Source organism: Rufibacter radiotolerans, assembly GCF_001078055.1.
Lineage (GTDB): Bacteria > Bacteroidota > Bacteroidia > Cytophagales > Hymenobacteraceae > Nibribacter > Nibribacter radiotolerans.
In genome coordinates this window covers 466,917-487,665 of sequence record NZ_CP010777.1, presented here as the reverse complement: position 1 = coordinate 487,665, position 20,749 = coordinate 466,917, and the positions used below count along the sequence as shown (strand labels likewise).

14 protein-coding genes and 1 pseudogene are annotated in these 20,749 nt (G+C 50.2%); 12 read left to right on the top strand and 3 right to left on the bottom strand.

The annotated features are described in order from the left end of the window. Positions 1-65: 65 nt before the first annotated feature. From TH63_RS02025 to TH63_RS02010, 4 genes are all read left to right on the top strand, one after another. Positions 66-689 carry a hypothetical protein gene (locus TH63_RS02025; RefSeq protein WP_156180303.1) on the top strand — a complete coding sequence of 208 codons (624 nt, stop codon included), beginning with the start codon at positions 66-68 and terminating at the stop codon, positions 687-689. A 174-nt stretch (positions 690-863) separates the two neighbouring features. After that, on the top strand, positions 864-2,336 hold the full coding sequence (locus tag TH63_RS02020; protein ID WP_048919458.1) for a sodium:solute symporter: 1,473 nt from the start codon (positions 864-866) through the stop codon (positions 2,334-2,336). 219 nt (positions 2,337-2,555) lie between these two features. Continuing rightward, positions 2,556-4,055 carry a sodium:solute symporter gene (locus TH63_RS02015; protein ID WP_048919457.1) on the top strand — a complete coding sequence of 500 codons (1,500 nt, stop codon included), beginning with the start codon at positions 2,556-2,558 and terminating at the stop codon, positions 4,053-4,055. Between the two features lie 156 nt (positions 4,056-4,211). Next, positions 4,212-6,032, top strand: a complete 1,821-nt coding sequence (locus tag TH63_RS02010; RefSeq protein WP_048919456.1) for an ABC transporter ATP-binding protein — start codon at positions 4,212-4,214, stop codon at positions 6,030-6,032. 586 nt (positions 6,033-6,618) lie between these two features. Here the strand turns inward: TH63_RS02010 and TH63_RS02005 are convergent. Genes TH63_RS02005 through TH63_RS20835 form a run of 3 tightly spaced genes read right to left on the bottom strand, consistent with a single transcriptional unit; the run spans position 6,619 to position 11,276 of the window. Beyond that, positions 6,619-8,007: a SusD/RagB family nutrient-binding outer membrane lipoprotein gene (locus tag TH63_RS02005; RefSeq protein ID WP_231583533.1), complete on the bottom strand. Its 1,389-nt coding sequence runs from the start codon at positions 8,005-8,007 to the stop codon at positions 6,619-6,621. Positions 8,008-8,059: 52 nt separating this feature from the next. Continuing rightward, complete coding sequence (locus TH63_RS02000; RefSeq protein ID WP_316931941.1) at positions 8,060-11,020, bottom strand: SusC/RagA family TonB-linked outer membrane protein; 2,961 nt, start codon at positions 11,018-11,020, stop codon at positions 8,060-8,062. Next, complete coding sequence (locus tag TH63_RS20835) at positions 10,998-11,276, bottom strand: carboxypeptidase-like regulatory domain-containing protein (RefSeq protein WP_316931940.1); 279 nt, start codon at positions 11,274-11,276, stop codon at positions 10,998-11,000. Before TH63_RS20835 ends, TH63_RS02000 begins: the two co-directional genes overlap by 23 nt. A gap of 784 nt (positions 11,277-12,060) precedes the next feature. Here TH63_RS20835 and TH63_RS01995 point away from each other — a divergent pair. The 8 genes and pseudogenes from TH63_RS01995 to TH63_RS01960 all read left to right on the top strand — a co-directional run. Beyond that, positions 12,061-12,606, top strand: a pseudogene (locus tag TH63_RS01995) (GNAT family N-acetyltransferase); the annotation flags it as partial. A 130-nt stretch (positions 12,607-12,736) separates the two neighbouring features. Then, on the top strand, positions 12,737-13,933 hold the full coding sequence (gene argG, locus TH63_RS01990; RefSeq protein WP_048919454.1) for an argininosuccinate synthase: 1,197 nt from the start codon (positions 12,737-12,739) through the stop codon (positions 13,931-13,933). Next, on the top strand, positions 13,920-14,912 hold the full coding sequence (argC, locus tag TH63_RS01985) for an N-acetyl-gamma-glutamyl-phosphate reductase (protein WP_048919453.1): 993 nt from the start codon (positions 13,920-13,922) through the stop codon (positions 14,910-14,912). The genes argG and argC overlap by 14 nt, the downstream gene beginning before the upstream one ends. 356 nt (positions 14,913-15,268) lie before the next feature. Next, positions 15,269-16,405 carry an aspartate aminotransferase family protein gene (locus TH63_RS01980; protein WP_048919452.1) on the top strand — a complete coding sequence of 379 codons (1,137 nt, stop codon included), beginning with the start codon at positions 15,269-15,271 and terminating at the stop codon, positions 16,403-16,405. A gap of 76 nt (positions 16,406-16,481) precedes the next feature. Then, positions 16,482-17,438: a Rossmann-fold NAD(P)-binding domain-containing protein gene (locus TH63_RS01975; RefSeq protein WP_048919451.1), complete on the top strand. Its 957-nt coding sequence runs from the start codon at positions 16,482-16,484 to the stop codon at positions 17,436-17,438. A gap of 269 nt (positions 17,439-17,707) precedes the next feature. Further along, positions 17,708-18,505 carry an acetylglutamate kinase gene (gene argB / locus TH63_RS01970; RefSeq protein ID WP_048919450.1) on the top strand — a complete coding sequence of 266 codons (798 nt, stop codon included), beginning with the start codon at positions 17,708-17,710 and terminating at the stop codon, positions 18,503-18,505. A gap of 246 nt (positions 18,506-18,751) precedes the next feature. Beyond that, positions 18,752-19,573, top strand: coding sequence for a pyrroline-5-carboxylate reductase (gene proC, locus TH63_RS01965; protein ID WP_048919449.1), 822 nt, complete (start codon positions 18,752-18,754; stop codon positions 19,571-19,573). A 110-nt stretch (positions 19,574-19,683) separates the two neighbouring features. Then, on the top strand, positions 19,684-20,748 hold the full coding sequence (locus TH63_RS01960) for a M20 family metallo-hydrolase (RefSeq protein WP_048919448.1): 1,065 nt from the start codon (positions 19,684-19,686) through the stop codon (positions 20,746-20,748). Position 20,749: the final 1 nt, after the last annotated feature.

The window sequence follows — 20,749 nt, the reverse complement described above, 5'->3', positions numbered from 1 at the left end:
CACTATCTTAGTGGGAGAGACGCAAGGCAATGGCCCTTGCCACTTACTTTGGAAAGCCTTTCAATATGACCTTATATAAATCTATCATAGGATTCTTCAGCCTCACGCTGGTTTGCTGGGGTCTTTCTCTTCCCGGGCAGGCGCAGGCGCAGACTGCTTCTGTGGCCCCTGACACCATGCAGGCTCCGGCAGCTTTTGTGCCCAGGGTAAGCTACGGCCTTAACGCGGGTGCGGGCTTCAGCAATTTAGGGTCGGTTTCTTACCTGGAGCCAAGTGTGAAGTACCGGGTGAGCCCCCGCGTGCACGTGTTCAGCTCCCTGACCATGCTCCAGACCTGGGGCGGGCCTATGTTTAGGGCTTCTACCCGCGAGGGCGCTTCTGCTACCATGATGGCGGCTACCCCGGCCCGGCAATACCTGCTGCACGTGGGCGGCACCTATGCCATGACCGAAAAACTTCTCTTGAGCGGCAGCGTCTGGAAAGACCTTAACCCTTCGCTTAACAACCGCTACAACAGCAATCCGTTCACCTATGGCCACTACCCCAGCCAGGGCTTTCAGTTCAAGGCCCACTACCAAGTGGCTCCTAACGTGACGGTGTCTGGCGGTATACGCTACGGCAATGGCGGTAATAATTACGGGTATGGCGATTACTACGGCGGCGGCTTCAATTCTCCCTGGGGCTACTAACCTGGCATCCCTTCCTGGCAAATACTAACTTTCACCCTTTCGGCTTACTGCCGGAAGGGTTTCTTTTTAGGTGGTAGCCAGCCTCCTCTACAATGGTCTATGATAAAGAGCCCGGGTATTCTTTTTTACTTATATTTGCTTCATACAGACAAACCAAAACCCTAGTCCCAGCGCATGTCTTCAACGTTTATTCTGGTCATCATTGCCCTCTATTTCTGCGTTCTCATCTTCATTTCTTTTCTCACCAGCAAGAAAGGCGAATCTACTGACTCCTTCTTCTTAGCTAACCGGAAGTCGCCGTGGTACATTGTGGCCTTCGGGATGATCGGTACCTCGCTTTCGGGGGTGACGTTTATCTCGGTGCCGGGCATGGTGGAAAAGGTGCAGTTCTCGTATCTGCAGCTTATTCTGGGCAACATGCTGGGGTACTTTGTGGTGGCCTTGGTGTTAATGCCGCTGTATTACCGCCTGAACCTGGTGTCCATTTACACCTATCTGGAGCAGCGCTTCGGGTTCTGGTCTTATAAAACGGGTGCAGCTTACTTCCTGCTGGCCCGTACGCTGGGGGCAGCGTTCCGTCTGTACCTGGTGGCGGGGGTGCTGCAGTTGGCCGTGTTTGATGACATGGGCGTACCGTTTGAGATCTCCGTAATCATTACCATTGCCCTGATCTGGGTGTACACGTTCAGGGGCGGTATGAAAACCATTATCTGGACCGATACTTTCCAGACGCTGGCCATGCTCGTCTGCGTGGGTATTACCATTGTCATGATCAATGATTCCCTGGGCCTTTCCTTCCAGGGCATGGTGAACACCATCTCAGAAAGCAAGTACTCGCAGGTGTTTTTCTGGGAATGGAAAGACCAACGCTACTTCCTGAAGCAGTTTATCTCTGGTATGTTCATTGCCATTGTGATGGTAGGGCTTGACCAAGACATGATGCAGAAAAACCTGAGCTGCAAAAACCTGAAAGAGGCACAGAAGAACATGTTCTCGTTCACTATCATTATCCTGTTTGTAAACATCCTGTTCCTGAGCCTAGGCGCCTTGTTGTACCTCTTCGCAGAGGCCAAAGGCATAACCCTTCCGGAAAAAGGCGATATGGTGTTCCCGGAACTGGCCCTGAAATACTTCTCGCCGGTGGCGGGCATCACCTTCATTCTGGGGATTACGGCCATTACGTACGCCTCGGCTGACTCAGCCCTTACCGCGCTGACCACCTCTTTCTGCGTAGACTTCCTTGATTTTAAGAATCGCCCCGAGGCGCAGCGCATCAGGTACAAGAACTGGGTACACCTTGGCTTCTCTGCCATGCTGGCCCTGGTGATCATCATCTTCAAGGTCATTAATGACGAAAGCGTGGTTCAGGCGGTCTTCAAAGTGGCCGGTTACACGTACGGTCCGTTGCTGGGTCTTTACTCGTTTGGCGTGTTTACTAAACGCCCGGTGCGCGACAACTTGGTGCCTTTTATCTGCGTGCTGGCGCCGGTGCTCACCTACATCATCAGTGCCAACTCTGTAGATTGGTTCTATGGCTATGAGTTCGGGTTTGAGGTACTGTTGCTGAACGGCCTGTTAACGTTCCTGGGGCTGCTTTCTATCTCCCGTAAGAACTCTGAGTTTGTAGACGTTACCGCCATCGAATAACCTTTATCCACCTAAGTTTTTTAGCCCCTGTTTCGGGCCTGTTTTACAGAAAATAGGCCCGAAACAGGGGCTTTTCTTTTACCCCTTGGTTCGCCTTTCCCGCACCATTTCCCGTTTTAGGCCCGTTTTCCGGAAAACAGGCCTAAAACAAAACACCGCTGATTACAGGCCTTTGCCGTACTTTTGTGAGCATTTAAACAAAGAAGAAGTCACCTATCCATGTCGCCACTTATTATCTTAGGTATTATTGTCGGGTATTTTTGCCTGTTGCTGGTCATTTCGCTGGTGACCAGCAAGAAGGGTGAGTCTACGGCGGGTTTCTTTCTGGCTAACCGGGCCTCGCCGTGGTACGTGGTGGCGTTTGGCATGATCGGGACCACCCTCTCGGGCATCACGTTTGTCTCTATTCCGGGCATGGTGGAGAAGACCGGTTTCACTTACCTGCAGATGGTGCTGGGCTACTCGCTGGGCTACCTGGTCATTGGCCTGTTTCTGCTACCCTTATATTACCGCTTGCGGCTGGTGTCTATCTATACGTACCTGGAACAGCGGTTCGGGTTCTGGTCCTATAAAACGGGCAGCGCCTTTTTCCTGCTTTCGCGCACCTTAAGCGCGGCCCTGCGGCTGTATCTGGTGGCCGGCGTGCTGCAATTGGCGGTGTTTGGGCCCCTGGGCATTCCGTTTGCCGGCACCGTGGCGCTTACCATTGGCTTTATCTGGCTTTACACGTTCAGGGGCGGCATGAAAACCATTATCTGGACCGATACCCTCCAGACCCTGGCCATGCTACTGTGCCTGGGCCTGAGCATCTGGCTGGTGTCTACCGAACTGCACCTCTCCTTTGCCGGCACCATTCAGACCATCAAAGACAGCGGCTATGGCCACCTCTGGGAGTGGGATCCCAAGGCGCCTAACTACGTGGTGAAGCAGTTGCTGGCCGGCGCTTTCATAACCATTGCCATGACCGGCCTGGACCAGGACATGATGCAGAAGAACCTGAGCTGTAAAAGCCTGCCCGAGGCGCAGAAGAACATTTTTTGGTTTACAGTAATCCTGGTGGTGGTCAATCTGCTGTTTCTCTGTCTGGGGGCTCTGCTGTATTTCTATGCCAACCAGAAAGGAATTGCCCTGCCCGCAAAAGGCGATGACGTGTTTCCGGAATTGGCCTTGCACCACTTTCCGCCGGTGGCCAGTATTGCCTTTATCCTGGGTATTACCGCCATCACTTACGCCTCCGCTGATTCCGCGCTTACCTCCCTTACTACCGCTTTCTGCGTGGACTTCCTTAATTTCCAACAACGCCCCGAGGCGGAGCGGATTCCGCTTAAAAATAAGGTGCACCTGGGTTTCTCAGCTATATTGTTGGGGGTGATTCTGCTCTTTAAACTGTACAATGACCAGAGCATTATTGCCACGCTCTTCACGCTGGTGGGCTACACCTATGGTCCGTTGCTGGGCTTGTATAGCTTTGGGTTACTGACCAGGCGGGCTGTCCGGGATCAGGCCGTGCCTTTTATTGCGGTTCTGTCTTTGGTATTGACCTACGTGATCAGCCTGAATTCTGCTGACTGGTTCTGGGGCTACCAGTTTGGGTTTGAGATTCTGCTGCTGAATGGCCTGCTCACGTTTCTGGGATTATGGCTCTTTTCCGGGAAAAAGGACAAATTTTCCTCCCTTCGGCCATCTGCCTCTACCGGGGCTGTGGTAAGTCATGGGTAATGCCTACCTTTGCGGGTTGCTTTCTTTGTTCTATTAGCCGAACCCTGTTTTAAGCCCGTTTTTAAGAAAACAGGCCCAAAACAGCACCGTTCCAGGAACAGGCAACGCAGATGCTGCCAATGGGCAGGATGACTTTTACCAAACAACAAGGATTGCATGGCAAAACGAGGCTTCGGGCCGGGTACCGCACCCGAACTTGAGACAGAAGGAAAAACCAAGCTCAGCAAAGAAAAACTGCAGCGCGGCCTTCAGATATTCAGATTTCTTTTGCCTTACAAAGGCAAGTTTTATATTGGCCTGGCGTTCCTGCTGTTCTCCAGCCTTACGTTCATGGCATTCCCGGCGGTAACCGGACAGCTTATTGACGCAGCCGTAGGCAAATCCACGTTCCTGGGCCAGAACATCAATCTTATTGCCCTTATTCTGTTTGCCGTTATTGTGCTGCAGGGAATCTTCTCCTTTTTTAGAGTCTATTTCTTTGCCCAGGTAAGCGAAAACGCCATTGCCGATGTGCGCAAAAGCCTTTACTCCCAGTTTATGGGGTTGCCGCTCACCTTCTTTGAAACCCGCCGCGTGGGCGAGATCACCAGCCGCATCACTTCAGACGTAAGCTACATTCAGGACGGGTTCTCCATTACCCTGGCCGAACTTTTCCGGCAGGTGACCACGCTGTTGGTGGGCATCGGCTTTATCATGTTCATCTCCGTGAAGCTGTCTTTGTTCATGCTGGCTACGTTTCCGGTGCTGGTGATTCTGGCCATGGTGTTTGGCAAGCGGCTTAAGAAGCTATCGCGCAAAACCCAGGATGAGCTGGCCATCACCAACGTGATTGTGGAAGAAACGCTGCAAGCCATACAGGTGGTGAAGGCCTTTACTAATGAATTGTTTGAGATCAACCGCTACCGCCAGGCCCTGAACCGGTCCGTGAAAACGGCCATTAGTACCTCTTTTTACCGGGGCGCTTTCATCTCGTTTATTATCATAGGTTTGTTTGGCGGCATTATTCTGGTGATCTGGTACGGTGCAACCCTGGTACAGCGCGGAGACCTTACCTTTGGCCAGCTTACTTCCTTTATCCTCTACACCTCCTTTATTGGTGCTTCCGTAGCCGGCTTAGGAGATTTATACGCCAAGATTCAGGTGTCTATAGGAGCTTCTGAGCGCATTCTGGAGATTCTGGACATGCCGGTAGAACAGCAGGACTTAGCGGCCGCTGCTACCTCTCCGGTAAGGTTCAACGGTAACGTACGCTATGACCATGTGGGTTTCTCCTATCCTACCCGACCAGACCTGCAAGTACTCCAGAACATTCACTTTGAGATCAAGTCTGGCGAAAAAATAGCCCTAGTGGGCTCCAGCGGCGCCGGCAAGTCTACCATTGCCCAGTTGCTCATGCGTTTCTACCCGGTAGACCAGGGGGGTATTTTCATAGATGGCCAGAACATCAGCCAGATGCACCTGCATGAGCTCCGGAGCAACTTGGGTATTGTGCCCCAGGAGGTTCTGCTGTTTGGCGGTACTATCAAAGAAAACATTGCCTACGGAAAGCCCAACGCCACCGAAGAAGAAGTAATGGTAGCCGCCCAAAAGGCCAATGCCCTGCAGTTCATCCAATCTTTCCCCGAAGGGCTGGAAACCGTGGTGGGGGAACGCGGCATTAAACTGTCTGGTGGCCAGCGCCAGCGCATTGCCATTGCCCGCGCCATTCTCAAAGACCCGGCTATTCTTATCTTAGATGAAGCCACCAGTTCCCTGGACTCTGAGTCTGAGATGCTGGTACAGGGCGCCATGGATGAGCTGATGAAGGACCGCACCACTATCATTATTGCCCACCGCCTGGCTACCATTAGAAAAGTAGACAAGATTCTGGTGATTGACCGTGGCCAGATTGCCGAGGCCGGCACCCATGAGGAGTTAGCCTATAACCCTGAAGGGATTTACGCCAACTTGTTGCGGCTGCAATTTAACCACCACTAGACCGCAACACTGCTTTAAGCTCTAAAATGACTAACCGATAGCCTTCATCTTCCTTTAGAAGTATCTCCTTATAGAACTGGGCCACCCGTAAAAGACAGATCTCTTTTGCAGGTGGCCCAGGTTTTTATAACCATTTTTTTATTCAATGCAGTAAAGAAATACCCGGCATCTGATGCTTAAAGCCCCCTTCATTCTCTTAGGCTTAGTCTTCCAAACGACTTGTTACCATCAGATCCGTTTCACTTTATTTAAGTATATCGTCACCTATACGGCCATAGGCTTTGTGTCTTTGCGGTTACTTACACCGCTTCTTTATCTAAAGCCTATCCGGGCCTTAAAGCAATAGATCCCCTGAATCTTTCCCAGTTCTATCTCAAACATTATTTTAGGTACTAGCCTATTCTGCTTGCTTTAGGAACACGTATTGTAAGCTAAACTAAAACCCAGCAATACGCATTGCGATGGCAGGAGGACTATATGCATGGATTCTGCAAGCTATTAATCTGGTCAGGCAAGCCCATAAAAAAAGCTCTGGCATTTCTGCCAGAGCTTTTTGATCTATAAGCCCTTGAGAGCTTAGAGTAACTTAGAATTTGTCCCAGAAGATTTTAGAAGTAACTGTGTTACCGCCAATAGCAGTTGCAGCTGCATTAGCGTTGTCACCGTTACTGTTAAATTCTGTAGTTGGGTAGGTTAAACGAAGCGGAATAGCACTGATGGCAGCAGCTGGTTTTACCAACGCTGGGGCATCTAATCTTCTCCACTCGGTCCAGCCTTGTACTGGGTTGCTGTAAAGGGCAATCCATTTCTGGGTACCAATTTTCTGCTTGTACGTACCAGGAGCCGTTAGGTAGTTCACCTCTGGCTGAGCTAAGTAAAGAGTAGCTTCTGTAGTAGTTCCACCCCACTCAAGAATAGAGGCAGTAACACCTGCATCATAGTGGCTCATAGCGGTTCCGCCTACGTTAAATCCTCTTTCTACTGCTTCAGCTAATAAGAACTCAACTTCTGCATAAGATAAAAGAACACCTGGCATGGTAGGATCTTCTAACTTGGCGCCTGGGGCAGAGTTAGCAGCATAGGAGTTTGGTGCACCTACTGTACCACCTTTGAAAGTCCCGTTCGCCAAAGCCTTGAAGTAATCATCTCTTCTTGGGTCATTCAGGGTATTCATTCTATCAACCAGCGTGTTTCCTCCTACAAAGTCAGCTCTTCCGCTCAATACCAGGTCAGAATAAACCGGGTTAGTGTTAGGAGTAGTAGCCAGGAATTTGATAGCCGCGTGCTGGGTATTTGAAGTAAATACTTTTCCAGCGGTGGCTTCTACCATAGTTTTAGCTTTAGCTGCATCCACATCGGCAATGGTCATGCCTAATCTCAGTTTAAGAGAGTTCGCGAATCTGATCCAGCTGGCAGTGCTGCCGCTGTAAATCAAATCAGCGGTTCCTAAACCAGTAGCACTAGCATCAAACATTCCAATGGCTTTGTCAAGACGTACAATCAGGTCTGCATAGATAGCAGCGTCATCATCATACTTTGGCAAAACGTTGGTGATGTCAAGCGCCTGTGAGTAAGGAACGTCACCAAACGTGTTTACCAGGATAGACCAGGCAAGCACCTCTAATGTCTCAATAGAAGCTAACTGGTTGGCCTTGATCTTAGGATCTAAGAAAGCATCAGCAGTGATCAGCCTCTTTGCCTCCTTTAAATCTGCCAGAACATCGCGGTACAATGGATCCCAGAAGTTTCTGTCTACTTGTCTGGTGGCAATTACGAACTGACTTTCGTCTGGGTACGTAGTGGCCGCCCAGTATTGAGCATAGAATCTGAATGGGTTGTTGTTAACACTAGAACTAGAGGTAATAATAGCCAAGCTACGCTCTGCACTGGTTACAAGGGTTGCGCCTGGTGCATCTGTAGCGGCTTTTTTATTAATGTTATAGTCATCTAAGCTATCTACGCATGACGGAGCCATGAAGAGCAAAGCTGGGATGCAGAAATATAGTATCCTTTTCATTTTGTCCTAATTAAAATTTGAATCTAAGGTTAAAGCCCAGGTTGCGGGTAGTTGGGTAGCTACCAGAAATATATCCTTGACCTAAGTTACCAGAGCTCAATCCATCTTCTGGATCAGCATAAGGCAGATTTTTGTGGATGATCCAAAGGTTTCTTCCAACCACTGAAACATCAATTCCACCGAATGGTTTCAATTTTGCAACAAATGCAGCAGGTAATGAATAGCTCAAAGAAACCTCTCTCAATTTCACGTAGCTAGCGTCATAGATATGGGCTTCCTGTGGCATGTAGTAACCATAAAGACCTTCTCCGTTCTCAACACGGGTTGTGTTAGGAGTACCATCTTCGTTCACACCTGGCAAGATTACACCACCACCTTGAGCAATTGGGCTACGTGATGGGTTACCCAAATCATTGGTGCGGGTAGTTTCTTCATAAAGACCAGTACCAAAGCCGTAGAAGTTATCCAAAGAGAATACATCTCCACCTTGGCGCACATCCACTAAGAAATACATAGACACACCTTTGTAGGTTAAAGTGTTAGAAACACCACCTCTCCAGTTTGCATTAGGGTCTCCAATTTCAGTGCTAGCTGAAGAATGCAGGTAATAACCATCTTCATCTACTACTTTCTGACCGTCTTTGTACACGAAGCCTTGACCACGCAGCATACCAAACGGACGACCTACGGTAGCATTAGAAGACATACCACCTTGGTAAGTAGCCAAAGAGATGTTTTGAACACCATCATACAATGAAAGAACTTTGTTTCTGTTCAAAGACCAGTTCACGTTCATGGTCCAAGAGAAATCATCTCTCTTAACAGGAGTTACAAAAGCAGAAACCTCTACCCCTTTGTTTTCTACCTCTCCAGAGTTTACAAATCTAGAGTTATAGCCAGTGGCAGTAGAAACGCTTACAGGAAGGATTTGGTCAACAGTGTTTGTTTTATAAACAGTCAGGTCAAAACCAACACGGCCTTGCAGGAACGCCATTTCAAGACCAGCCTCTGTAGACTTGGTTCTTTCTGGCTTTAACTCCTGGTTGTTTTTAGTACCAGACAGAGAGAATAAAGGAGTTGAACCCCATCCGGTTGGTTTGTCATATACATCATAGATAGACATTGGAGGCGCATCATTACCTACTTCAGCATAGTTCAAGCGAACTTTACCATAGCTCATCCATGGCAATGTTTCTTTCAGGTGCTCAGAGAACACGTAGCTGGTAGCAATTGAAGGGTAATAGAACACATTGTTTGGTGATAACAAGGTAGTAGACTTGTCTCTTCTAAGCGTTGCATCCAAGAAAAGAGTCTCTTTGTAACCAACTGTGGCGCTGGCGAATACACCATCCACACCTTGTTTTTCGTCATATTCTACAGGAGCATTGATTGGGCTTCTGGAGTTAGAAAGAGCGTACAATCTTGGCACTACTAAACCACCGTTGGTGATAGCAGAAAGAGAGCTGGAATAGTTTCTACGGATGTTAGCACCCACTAAACCAGATAAGCTTACATCACCACCAGCTACCATTTTGTTGAAATTGGCAATCAGGTCATAGTTGTACTCTCTGGCAGTTCTGTTGAAACGGGTGTAGTACGGCGTACCGGTGCTACCAATGGCGTTTCTTTCTTCCTGCATCTCATCATAAGAATCAAGAGTTACTCTACCCATCAAGTTAAACCAGTCAGTAAACTTGTAAGTAGCCATTACATTACCAAAATAGCGGTAACGCTCATCATTCTCATAATTCTCATAACGTACCCAATAAGGGTTGTCAGAGTAGATAGGTCTCAGGTCAGTAGCGCTACGCGTGTTCCAGGTGATGTTTTGCTTGTTGCGGAAATAAGCCTCTTTCTGCTCTTTCACATCAACGTTGGTTTGCCACCACTGTCTGAACTGCTGCATTGGGTTGAAGGAGCTGTAACCAGTTCCGTAACGGCCCAAGCCTTCTACTTTAGTAAAGTTAACTGAAGCACTGGTAGTCAATTTTGGAGATACATTGTAAGTAGCGCCAAAGTTGATCATGTTCTTGGTCAGGTTACTGTTTGGCAGAATACCTTTGTCCTCGTTGCGGGTAAAGCCTAATTTAAAGCTGGCATTGTCATTTCCGCCATCTAATACAATGCTGTTGTTTACAGACACTGCCTTGTCAAAGAAGTAGTTAGGATCGTTCTTCGCGCCTATCCATGGCGTAGCCTTACGGTACAGCGGAGAAGTTGGGTCTAAGGAGTTCCACTGGAATACCATCAAATTTGGATCAAAAGGGGCTCCGTAAGAAGCATCTTCGGTGAAAGGAACCACTAAGTCCACTTTGCCGTCGCCGTCCATATCACGCTCATTGAAGTAAGAATCTTCATCTGGACCGTAATAAGGGCCATAACCAGCACCATATTGTTTTTGGTATTTAGGAGCAGTGCTCTTGTCTACAAAACCTACAGTTACACCGTTGTTCATGGTGATACCAAGACCTCTTCTACCTTTTTTGGTAGTGATCATGATTACACCGTTGGCAGCCCGTGAACCATAAAGAGCCGTAGCAGCAGCACCTTTCAGTACGCTCATTGACTCAATATCATCTGGGTTAATGTCAGCGGCAGCGTTACCATAGTCATAACCACCACGGCCAGTTCTCTGGTTAGAGCTGTTAGTGTTAGCGTTGCTGATAGGAACACCGTCCACTACAAACAGGGCCTGGTTGTTACCAGTAATGGATTTAGTACCACGCATTACTACGTTGGTAGATCCACCCATAGTGTTGTTCTGGGTAATGTTCAGACCGGCAACTTTACCAGCCAGCGAGTTCACAGCATTGGGGTTACGGGCAATGGTGATAGCTTCACCTTGCACTTGCTGCGCGGAATAGGGGAGTGAATTTTTTGTTCTTTCTGCACCTAAAGCTGTTACCACAACTTCTTGCAGTTGCTCAGAGTCAGTGGCCAGCGCTACGTTAATATGTAGTGTTGCTGCCAATGGCGCGTTCTGCAGTTTTATAGCCTACAAAGCTATATACTAACGTAGTGCTTCCAGCCGGGACGCTTAAAGAATAAGACCCGTCAGCACCTGTGGCTGTTGCCACCTGGGTTCCTTTTACTAATACAGTCACCCCAGGCATTCCTTGGTTGTTACCTGCCTCAGTAACCTTTCCTGTGATAGTCTTAGTCTGGGCAATGGCATCTTGGATGACCATTGACAGCAGAAGAAGACTAAAAAGTAAGAGTTTCTTCATTTTAGTTTTAGTTAGTTAATAATAGGTTTTGGAAAGCTAATATTAGGTGAAAAGATATTTAATAACAAATTCCTGATTTTTTGCCATAAGCCGAAGTAAAGAAATCATTACCAAAACTTCACCTAACACATTATATGACAGCTTAGTAAGCAAAAACCCTAAATCTGAAAGCAATTTTCCTCATTTTTTTTCTCTTCCCCCTAAACCACAATAAAACCTAACTCATAAAATATATAATAATTTATATATAGGCTTTATTTCCCCTTTCTGTCCGCCTTTCTGGCGAACAAAAACCTGCACTTCCCTTTTTTATAATATAGCTAACAAAAACAGCGTTAATCCAATTGATTACCAACAAACAACACTTATTACTGCCAAATTAAGATCATAAAGCTTTTTTGAACCAAAGTCTTGCTTTTCACATTATTAATATGAAAACTTTGCGGCGAAGCGAAAACACACAAGCCGCTCGTTTATTATAGATCTTAGAAATGAATAAAAAGTCGCTTTTATCAGTTGTGCTCACAACGGTAAAACGCTCCATACTGGGGAGTGCGCTTTTTTCTGTTCTTCCTAGAACAGTTTTTTCTCAACCCATTTACCTTACCCGACCCAGGCGCTAGGCCACTGGCTAGGTTGTTGACTACAACCAAACCGGACTCATCTCTGTATGCCAATGTTACCATTGGGTACACCCCTTTTCTCTTTATTTATTTTATCAAACCATATAGCAATGCGTATGTACGCTTCGGCTGTGGAGTTGCAGCCAATTGCATCTGTTTCCATGGAAACTACTCAAAATAATTTTACTGTGGTGGTGGCTACGGAAGAGCACACCCCTTTCGCCCAACAGATCTGCGATGAGATGGAGGCCTCTGCCAAGGCCCGCGGCACCGGTATTGCCAAACGCTCCCCAGACTATGTGGCCAAGAAAATGACCGAAGGCAAGGCCGTCATTGCGTTCAGCGGTGATGGCAGCTGGGCCGGGTTCTGTTACATTGAGACCTGGGGCCACGGCGAGTACGTAGCCAATTCTGGCCTCATTGTATCGCCGCACCTGCGCAAGAGCGGTCTGGCTAAGCGTATTAAGGAGAAAATCTTTGAACTGTCCCGCACCAAATACCCCCATGCCAAAATATTTGGGCTAACGACGGCGCTGGCGGTCATGAAAATCAATTCAGACCTGGGCTACCGCCCCGTGACCTATTCAGAACTCACCAAAGACGAGGAATTCTGGAAAGGCTGCCGCAGCTGCGTCAACTTTGACATCTTAACCGCCAAGGACCGCAGCAACTGCCTGTGCACGGCTATGCTCTTCGTTCCGCCGAAGGCGGATAATGAATGATTGAGAGACTAAATGATTGAGATAATAAAGATTTACCCATTCTCTCAATCATTTAGTCTCTCAATCATTCAATAAAAACTCTCTCAATCATTCAATCTCTCAATCACTCAATAAAATGAAAAAAGTAGTTCTCGCGTTCAGTGGCGGTTTAGACACATCCTTTTGTGTGAAGTACCTGCTGGAACAAGGTTATGAAATCTATTCGGCCATTGTGAACACCGGCGGCTTCTCTGAGGAGGAACTGGCGGAAATCGCCCGGAGGGCCGAGAGTCTGGGCGTGGCCCACCACGTAACTTTAGACGAAACCGACAACTACTACCAGACCTGCCTGAAGTATCTGATCTTCGGGAATGTGCTGAAAAACAACACCTATCCCCTCTCGGTGAGCGCCGAGCGTATCTCGCAGGCCATGGCCATTGCCAAATATGCCCAAGAAGTGGGTGCCGAGGCGGTGGCCCACGGCAGCACCGGCGCCGGCAACGACCAGGTGCGGTTTGACATGGTGTTCAACATCCTCATCCCCAACGTGGAGATCATCACCCCCATCCGGGACCTGAAACTGTCCCGTGAGGAAGAGATCGCTTACCTGAAAGAGCGCGGCGTGGAGATGGATTTCCAGAAGGCGCAGTACTCTATTAATAAAGGCATCTGGGGAACATCCGTAGGCGGAAAGGAAACCCTGACTTCAGACCAGGCTTTGCCGGAGTCGGCATACCCTACGCAGCTTTCTAAAGAAACGCCGGAGCGCATTACCCTGCACTTCAAAAACGGGGAGCCGGTTGGGTTAAATGACGTCATGTTTGACAACCCGGTGCACGTGATCCAGAAGTTGCAAGAGATTGCTGGCGCCTATGCCATTGGCCGCGACATTCACGTGGGCGATACCATCATTGGGATTAAAGGCCGCGTAGGGTTTGAGGCGGCTGCCCCGATGATCATCATCAAAGCGCACCATGCCCTGGAGAAACACACACTCACCAAATGGCAACTTTACTGGAAAGACAGCCTGGCCACCTGGTACGGCAACTGGATGCACGAAGGTCAGTTCCTGGACCCTACCATGCGCAACATTGAGACCTTCCTGGCAGACACGCAGAAAACCGTGACCGGAAAAGTATACGTGCTTCTGGCGCCCTACCGCTTCCAGGTAGAGGGCATTGAGTCAGACCATGATTTGATGTCTTCTAAATTCGGGTCATACGGCGAGATGAACAACGCCTGGTCTGGCGAAGACGTGAAAGGCTTCTCCAAGATCTTCGGGAACCAGACCATGATGTACCGCTTAATCAACGGCGAAGATGGCGCAAAATAACCTAATACAAGTGGGCATTGTGGGCGGAGCTGGCTACACCGGTGGTGAGCTGCTGCGCCTGTTGGTGCACCACCCGCACGTAGCCATCAGCTTCGTGCATAGCCAAAGCCAGGCCGGCAAACCGGTGGTAGACACTCACACTGATCTATTGGGCGACACGGAATTGGTCTTTACCAATGAGTTGGGCACCAACGTAGATGTGCTCTTTCTCTGCATAGGCCACGGCGATGCCCGAAAATTCCTGGACACCAACCCACTACCCGACTCGGTGAAAATCATTGACCTGAGCCAGGATTTCCGGTTAACCCAGAAGTCTTCCCTAGGCAATCGGCAATTTGTGTATGGCCTGCCCGAACTGAACCGCGAGCAGATTAAAACCGCTTCTAACATCGCCAACCCAGGCTGCTTTGCCACTGCCATTCAGTTGGCCTTGCTCCCTCTGGCGCAAAACGGTTCTCTGCCCGCCGAGGTACACGTGAGCGGCATCACCGGTTCCACCGGCGCAGGCCAGAAACTAGCCGAGACCTCGCACTTCAGCTGGCGCAATAACAACATCTCCAGCTACAAGGTCTTCGGGCACCAGCACCTAAGTGAGATTACGGAGAGCCTTCAGGCTCTGCAGGCAGACGCCCAACCCGCCATCCGGTTCGTGCCCTACCGCGGTAACTTCAGCAGGGGCATCCTGTGCACCACCTACATGACTTCAGATTTGAGTCTGGAGGAAGCCCAAGCCCTGTACCGACAGTTCTACGAAGGCCACCCTTATACCCTGGTCACCGACAAGAACCCAGATCTGAAACAGGTGGTGAACACGAACAAATGTCTCTTATATATAGAGAAGCACGACGACCAACTGGTTATCACAAGCCTGATTGACAACCTCCTGAAAGGCGCCTCGGGCCAGGCCGTGCAGAACATGAACCTGCTGTTCGGTTTAGAGGAAAGGGCCGGCCTGCAGTTGAAGGCCATCGGGTTTTAATATTTCCGTTTTTGGCCTGTTTTCTGAAAAACAGGCCAAAAACGGAAAACCTGAGAGATTTAATTTAACAGGTTTAAAATAAGCGACTAACGTAACGTGGTTGCATCTAGCCAAACTTACTGTCATCCTGAAAGGACCTTGTGTGCGAACTGTAAAGGCATTTACTAAAACGCTACTCTGGTTTGCCCACAAGGTCCTTTCAGGATGACAAAAAAATAGTTGCTATAGTAAAGAAATTAGTACCCTGCACGAATTAAATACTCGCGCCAAAGAAATTTAAATTCTGTTTTGAGCCCGTTTTCCAGAAAACAGGCCGAAAACGGAAAGTCCTACGTCTTGAATCTTACGTCTATACCATGAACCTATTTGACGTTTACCCCCTCTTTGACATAACGCCCGTAAAGGCCCTGGGCTCTACGCTCTGGGACGCCAACGGCACCGAATACCTGGATCTGTACGGCGGGCATGCCGTGATTTCCATCGGGCACAGCCACCCGCATTACGTAAAGCGCCTCACGGAGCAGCTGAATAACATGGGCTTCTACTCCAACTCCGTGAAGATTCCGCAGCAGCAGGAATTGGCGGATAAACTTGGCCAACTGAGCGGCTACCCAGACTACCAGTTCTTTTTGGTGAACTCCGGCGCCGAGGCTAACGAGAACGCCCTGAAACTGGCTTCTTTTGTGACGGGCCGCAAGAAAGTCATCTCCTTCCGGAAGTCGTTCCATGGCAGGACCTCTGCCGCGGTAGCCGCTACCGATGACCCTACCATTGTAGCTCCGGTCAATGAATCTGGCAACGTGGTGTTTCTGCCCATGAATGATTCTGTGGCGGTAGAAGAGGTACTCTCGTCTAATGAAGTGGCGGCCATCATTATTGAAGGCATTCAGGGCGTGGGCGGCGTAGTCATTCCGGAACCCCAGTTTTTACAGGATTTGGAAAAACTAGCCAGGAAACACGGCGCGCTCTTGATTCTGGACGAGGTGCAGTCGGGTTACGGGCGCTCGGGTAAGTTCTTCGCGCACCAGCATGCGGGCATCCGGCCAGACTTGATTACCATCGCCAAAGGCATGGGCAACGGTTTCCCGGTGGGCGGTGTGTTGATTTCGCCGGAGATTCAGGCCAAGCACGGCATGCTGGGCACCACCTTCGGGGGGAATTACCTGGCCTGCGTGGCCGCTTTGGCCGTATTGGAAGTAATGGAGCAGGAAAACCTGATGGAGAACGCCGCCAGAATGGGCGACTATCTCATGGAGAAAGCCAAAGCCTTACCGGGCGTGCGCGAAGTGCGCGGCCAGGGTTTGATGGTGGGCATTGAACTGGAAGGGCCCTGCGCCCCGCTCCGCAAAGCCCTCCTGGACGAGTACCGCATCTTCACCGGCTCGGCCTCTAACAAAAACACCATCCGCATCCTGCCCGCCTTAAATGTGACGCAGACCGAGATTGACCGGTTCTTAGAAGCATTTGCAGGGCTAGTATCACGTAGCGCGTAGCACGTATCAAGATTTTAGTTTTTGTCAAACCTAGTGTCGTGCTACTTGCTACGCGATACTTGATACCACATAAAATATGAAGCAATTCACCTCCGTTCACGACGTAGAAGATTTAGAGGCCCTGGTGCGCGAAGCGCTGGTGTTAAAGCAGCATCCGTACGCCTATGAGAGCCTGGGCAAGCACAAGACCTTGGGCCTTATTTTCCTGAACCCCAGCTTACGCACCCGCCTGAGCACGCAGAAAGCTGCGCAAAGCCTAGGCATGAACGTGATGGTGATGAACATGGGCCAGGAAGGCTGGGCCCTGGAAACAAAGGACGGCGCCATCATGAACGGCACCACCGTGGAGCACATCAAGGACGCCGCCGCTGTGATGGGCCAGTACTGCGATGTGCTGGGTCTTCGGTCGTTCCCTAAGCTGCAGAGCGTAGAGGAAGACTACTCAGAGGAGATTCTCAAGAAGTTCATCCAGTACGCCAACGTGCCCTTCGTAAGCCTGGAATCCGCTACCCGCCACCCGTTGCAGAGTCTGGCAGATTTGGTGACCATTACCGAGCACGCCCCCAAAGGCCGTCGGCCGAAGGTGGTCTTGACCTGGGGACCACACGTGAAAGCCTTGCCGCAGGCCGTACCTAACTCGTTTGCCGAATGGATGTGCGCTGCGGACGTGGACTTTGTCATCACCCACCCCGAAGGCTACGAGCTGGACCCGCAGTTCACCAACGGAGCCACCATCACCTACAACCAGCAGGAAGCCTTGGAAGGCGCTGATTTCATTTACGTTAAGAACTGGTCCACCTTCCAGCCTAACTACGGAGAAGTACTCACCCAGGACGCCAGCTGGATGCTCACCAACCAGCACCTCGCCAATACCAATAATGCAAAAGTCATGCACTGCCTGCCGGTAAGACGCAACGTGGAGCTCAGCGATGAAATTCTGGACGGCCCCAACTCTTTGGTGGTGCAGGAAGCCGCCAACCGTGAATTCGCCGCGCAGGCGGTGTTGAAACGGTTGCTGGAAGGGATAAAGTAATACAACTTAGGCCTACCCATCCTCTCCTACCCACTTTGTCATCCTGGAAGGATCTTGGTAGCGAACGGTAATGACGTCAGAGTAAACGCATTTCTAGTTCGCCCACAAGGTCCTTTCAGGATGACAGAAAAAGAGAGAAGGAAGCCTCCTCAATACAGCCTCCTCGGTCTGTCCCCTGACAGACCGAAATGATTACGCACCAATAACAACTGGCCTGCCAGGAGACAGGTCAAGGAGAAGGAAATCTTAAATCTAACGTCCAACATCTAGTGTCTCAAAAACTAAACGTCATCAAAATTGGCGGCAATGTGCTGGACAACGCCGACAACCTGGAGAGGTTCCTGACGGATTTCGCGCTGGTGCCGGGCCTGAAGGTGCTAGTGCATGGCGGCGGAACCATTGCCTCTGAGATAGGGAAGAAAATGGGAATGGAGCCCATCATGATCAACGGTCGCCGCGTCACCGATGCCAATACCCTGCACCTGGTGACCATGGTCTATGGGGGTCTGCTGAACAAGAACCTTGTGGCGCAACTACAGGCCAGAAAATGCAATGCCCTGGGCTTGACCGGCGCCGATGCCAACGTCATTCCCGCCCACAAGCGCCCTGTCGAAGATATTGACTACGGGTTTGTGGGCGACGTGGAAAGTCCGGAGAAAGTAAACGTGGAGTTTCTGACATCTTTAGCCCACCAAGGCATTGTCCCAGTGTTTGCGGCCCTCACCCATGACGGCGAAGGCAATATGCTTAACACCAACGCCGATACCATCGCCTCCACCCTGGCCGTAGCCTTGAGCCGGCAGTTTGAGGTGAACCTGGTGTACTGCTTTGAGAAAAAAGGCGTCCTGCTGGATGTAACCGATGAATCCAGCGTTATTCATCACCTTCAGCCAAGCTATTATCAGGAATTGAAAAACACAGGGGCCATTTTTGCGGGCATGCTCCCCAAGCTGGACAATGCGTTTGCTGCCTTGGAACAGGGCGTAAAAGCAGTCATTATTGGCGATGCCGCCGAGCTTCAGGACATCGCCGCAGGCGGAAAAGCAGGAACCAGGATTACGCTCTAAAGACACTCGTAGGAGCTGCACATACTACCGGGTCTGGAAGCCAGTTCCTTAATTGCGTTTTTGGCCTGATTTTTAAAAAACAGGCTCAAAACAGAGAAAAACGTGGTGATAAATTCCCTCTTTGTCATCCTGAAAGGACTTTGTGGGCAAGCTGTAACAGCGTTTACTTTAGGCTCACCTAATTCATTCGTAATGTCCTTTCAGGAGAAAGTATAGTTTAAACAGTGGCTTAAAATACAGGAACCAATGAGCGAACAGTACAAGAAAATAGCCATTCTGGGCGGCGGCAACATGGGCATCGCGCTGGCAAAGGGCATGGTAGCCTCCGGGAAGTATCGCGCCGAGGACATCACCCTCACCCGCCGCAACACCAAGCTGCTAGAACCCATGGTGGCCCAAGGCTACCGCGCCTCCAGCAACAACGCGCTGGCCGTAGCCGAGGCAGATATCATTGTGCTCAGCATACTGCCGCAGCAACTGGATAGTGTCCTGGACAACATCTCAGAGAGCATTGACCCCAGCCGCCACCTGTTCATCTCCATTGTGACCGGCGTGGCCGTAACCGACATTATTACGCGCATTGGCAAAGTGGTGGAAGTGGTGCGCGCCATGCCCAACACCGCCATCGCTATCCAAGAGTCCATGACCTGTATTGCCAGCAAGAACGCCTCCCCGCAGAACATGGAACTGGTAAAGGAAATCTTCTCGGCCGTAGGCGAAACCGTGGAAATTGAGGAAGAACTCATGTCCTCAGCCACAGCTCTGGTGGCCTGCGGCATTGCCTTTTTCCTGCGCTCCATTAGGGCAGCAGCCCAGGGCGGCACAGAGATTGGCTTCCATGCTGGGGATGCCCTACGTATGGCGGCTCAAACCGCCAAAGGTGCGGCTTCCCTCCTGCTGCACTTCGGGAGCCATCCTGAGAACGAGATTGACAAAGTAACCTCGCCCAAAGGCTGCACCATTGCCGGCCTCAATGAGATGGAGCACAACGGCTTCAGCTCGGCCATGATCAAAGGCATTAGAATGTCGGCGCAGAAGGCAGAGAAATTGTATACTGACGAGAAGTAGAGACGAATATTGGCATCTTCCGTTTAGAGCCTGTTTTCCTGAAAACTGGCCCAAAACAAAAATGTGACGCGAGTCTCTAGGCTCGTGCCAGTGGAAAAACAAACTAAAGAATGACCAACACCTTATACCAAGACGCACTCGCATTACTAAAGCAGCTCATCTCCATCCAATCGTTCTCCCGTGAGGAGGCAGGGACTGCCGAGGCGATTGCGCAGTTTCTGCAGGCGCGGGGTGTGGAGATTCACCGTAAGGAAAACAACGTCTGGGCATTCAATAAGCATTACAACCCAGCTTTGCCCACGGTACTCCTCAACTCACATCATGATACCGTAAAGCCGCATCCCAGTTGGACGTTTGACCCGTTAACGCCCACCGTGCAGGACGGCAAACTCTACGGTTTGGGCAGCAATGACGCGGGTGGGTGTCTGGTTTCGTTGATAGCCACGTTCCTACACTTTTATGATCGCACAGATTTAACCTATAACCTGGTACTGGCGGCTACCGCCGAAGAGGAAATCTCCGGAAGGAACGGCATTGAGCTGGTGTACCCAGAGCTTGGCGAAATAGCATTTGCGATAGTAGGCGAACCTACCCAGATGCACCTGGCCGTGGCCGAAAAAGGCCTGATGGTGCTGGATTGCGTGGCCCATGGCCAGGGCGGACATGCCGCCCGCGAGGAAGGCATCAACGCCATTTACCAGGCGCTGCCTGATATTGAGTGGTTCCGGACGTATAGATTCCCAAAGGAAAGCAGTTTTCTGGGCCCGGTGAAGATGAGCGTGACCGTGATCCAGGCTGGCTCGCAGCACAACGTGGTGCCTGACCAATGTAAATTCACCGTAGACGTGCGCATGACGGATGCTTACGGGCCCGAAGAAGTGCTAAGCATCATAAGAGAGCACGTGAAGAGCGAGGTCACGCCAAGGTCTACGCGGTTGCAGCCCTCGTCCATTGACCGGGAGCATCCCATTGTGCAGTCAGGTATCAAGCTGGGTAGGAACCTGTATGGCTCCCCTACCACTTCAGACCAGGCGCTGTTGGATATCCCATCGCTCAAGATGGGGCCCGGCGACTCGGCCCGGTCGCATACCGCCGATGAATTTATTTACCTTTCCGAACTGGAAGAGGGCATTGCCCTGTACATACAATTATTGACACCCGTTATTACCGCGTAGC

Coding starts and splice junctions, on each gene's coding strand:
- TH63_RS02025 (WP_156180303.1), top strand. CDS start 66: ATGACCTTATATAAATCTATCATAGGATTCTTCAGCCTCACGCTGGTT.
- TH63_RS02020 (WP_048919458.1), top strand. CDS start 864: ATGTCTTCAACGTTTATTCTGGTCATCATTGCCCTCTATTTCTGCGTT.
- TH63_RS02015 (WP_048919457.1), top strand. CDS start 2,556: ATGTCGCCACTTATTATCTTAGGTATTATTGTCGGGTATTTTTGCCTG.
- TH63_RS02010 (WP_048919456.1), top strand. CDS start 4,212: ATGGCAAAACGAGGCTTCGGGCCGGGTACCGCACCCGAACTTGAGACA.
- TH63_RS02005 (WP_231583533.1), bottom strand. CDS start 8,007: ATGGCTCCGTCATGCGTAGATAGCTTAGATGACTATAACATTAATAAA.
- TH63_RS20835 (WP_316931940.1), bottom strand. CDS start 11,276: ATGAAGAAACTCTTACTTTTTAGTCTTCTTCTGCTGTCAATGGTCATC.
- argG (WP_048919454.1), top strand. CDS start 12,737: ATGAAAAAAGTAGTTCTCGCGTTCAGTGGCGGTTTAGACACATCCTTT.
- argC (WP_048919453.1), top strand. CDS start 13,920: ATGGCGCAAAATAACCTAATACAAGTGGGCATTGTGGGCGGAGCTGGC.
- TH63_RS01980 (WP_048919452.1), top strand. CDS start 15,269: ATGAACCTATTTGACGTTTACCCCCTCTTTGACATAACGCCCGTAAAG.
- TH63_RS01975 (WP_048919451.1), top strand. CDS start 16,482: ATGAAGCAATTCACCTCCGTTCACGACGTAGAAGATTTAGAGGCCCTG.
- proC (WP_048919449.1), top strand. CDS start 18,752: ATGAGCGAACAGTACAAGAAAATAGCCATTCTGGGCGGCGGCAACATG.
- TH63_RS01960 (WP_048919448.1), top strand. CDS start 19,684: ATGACCAACACCTTATACCAAGACGCACTCGCATTACTAAAGCAGCTC.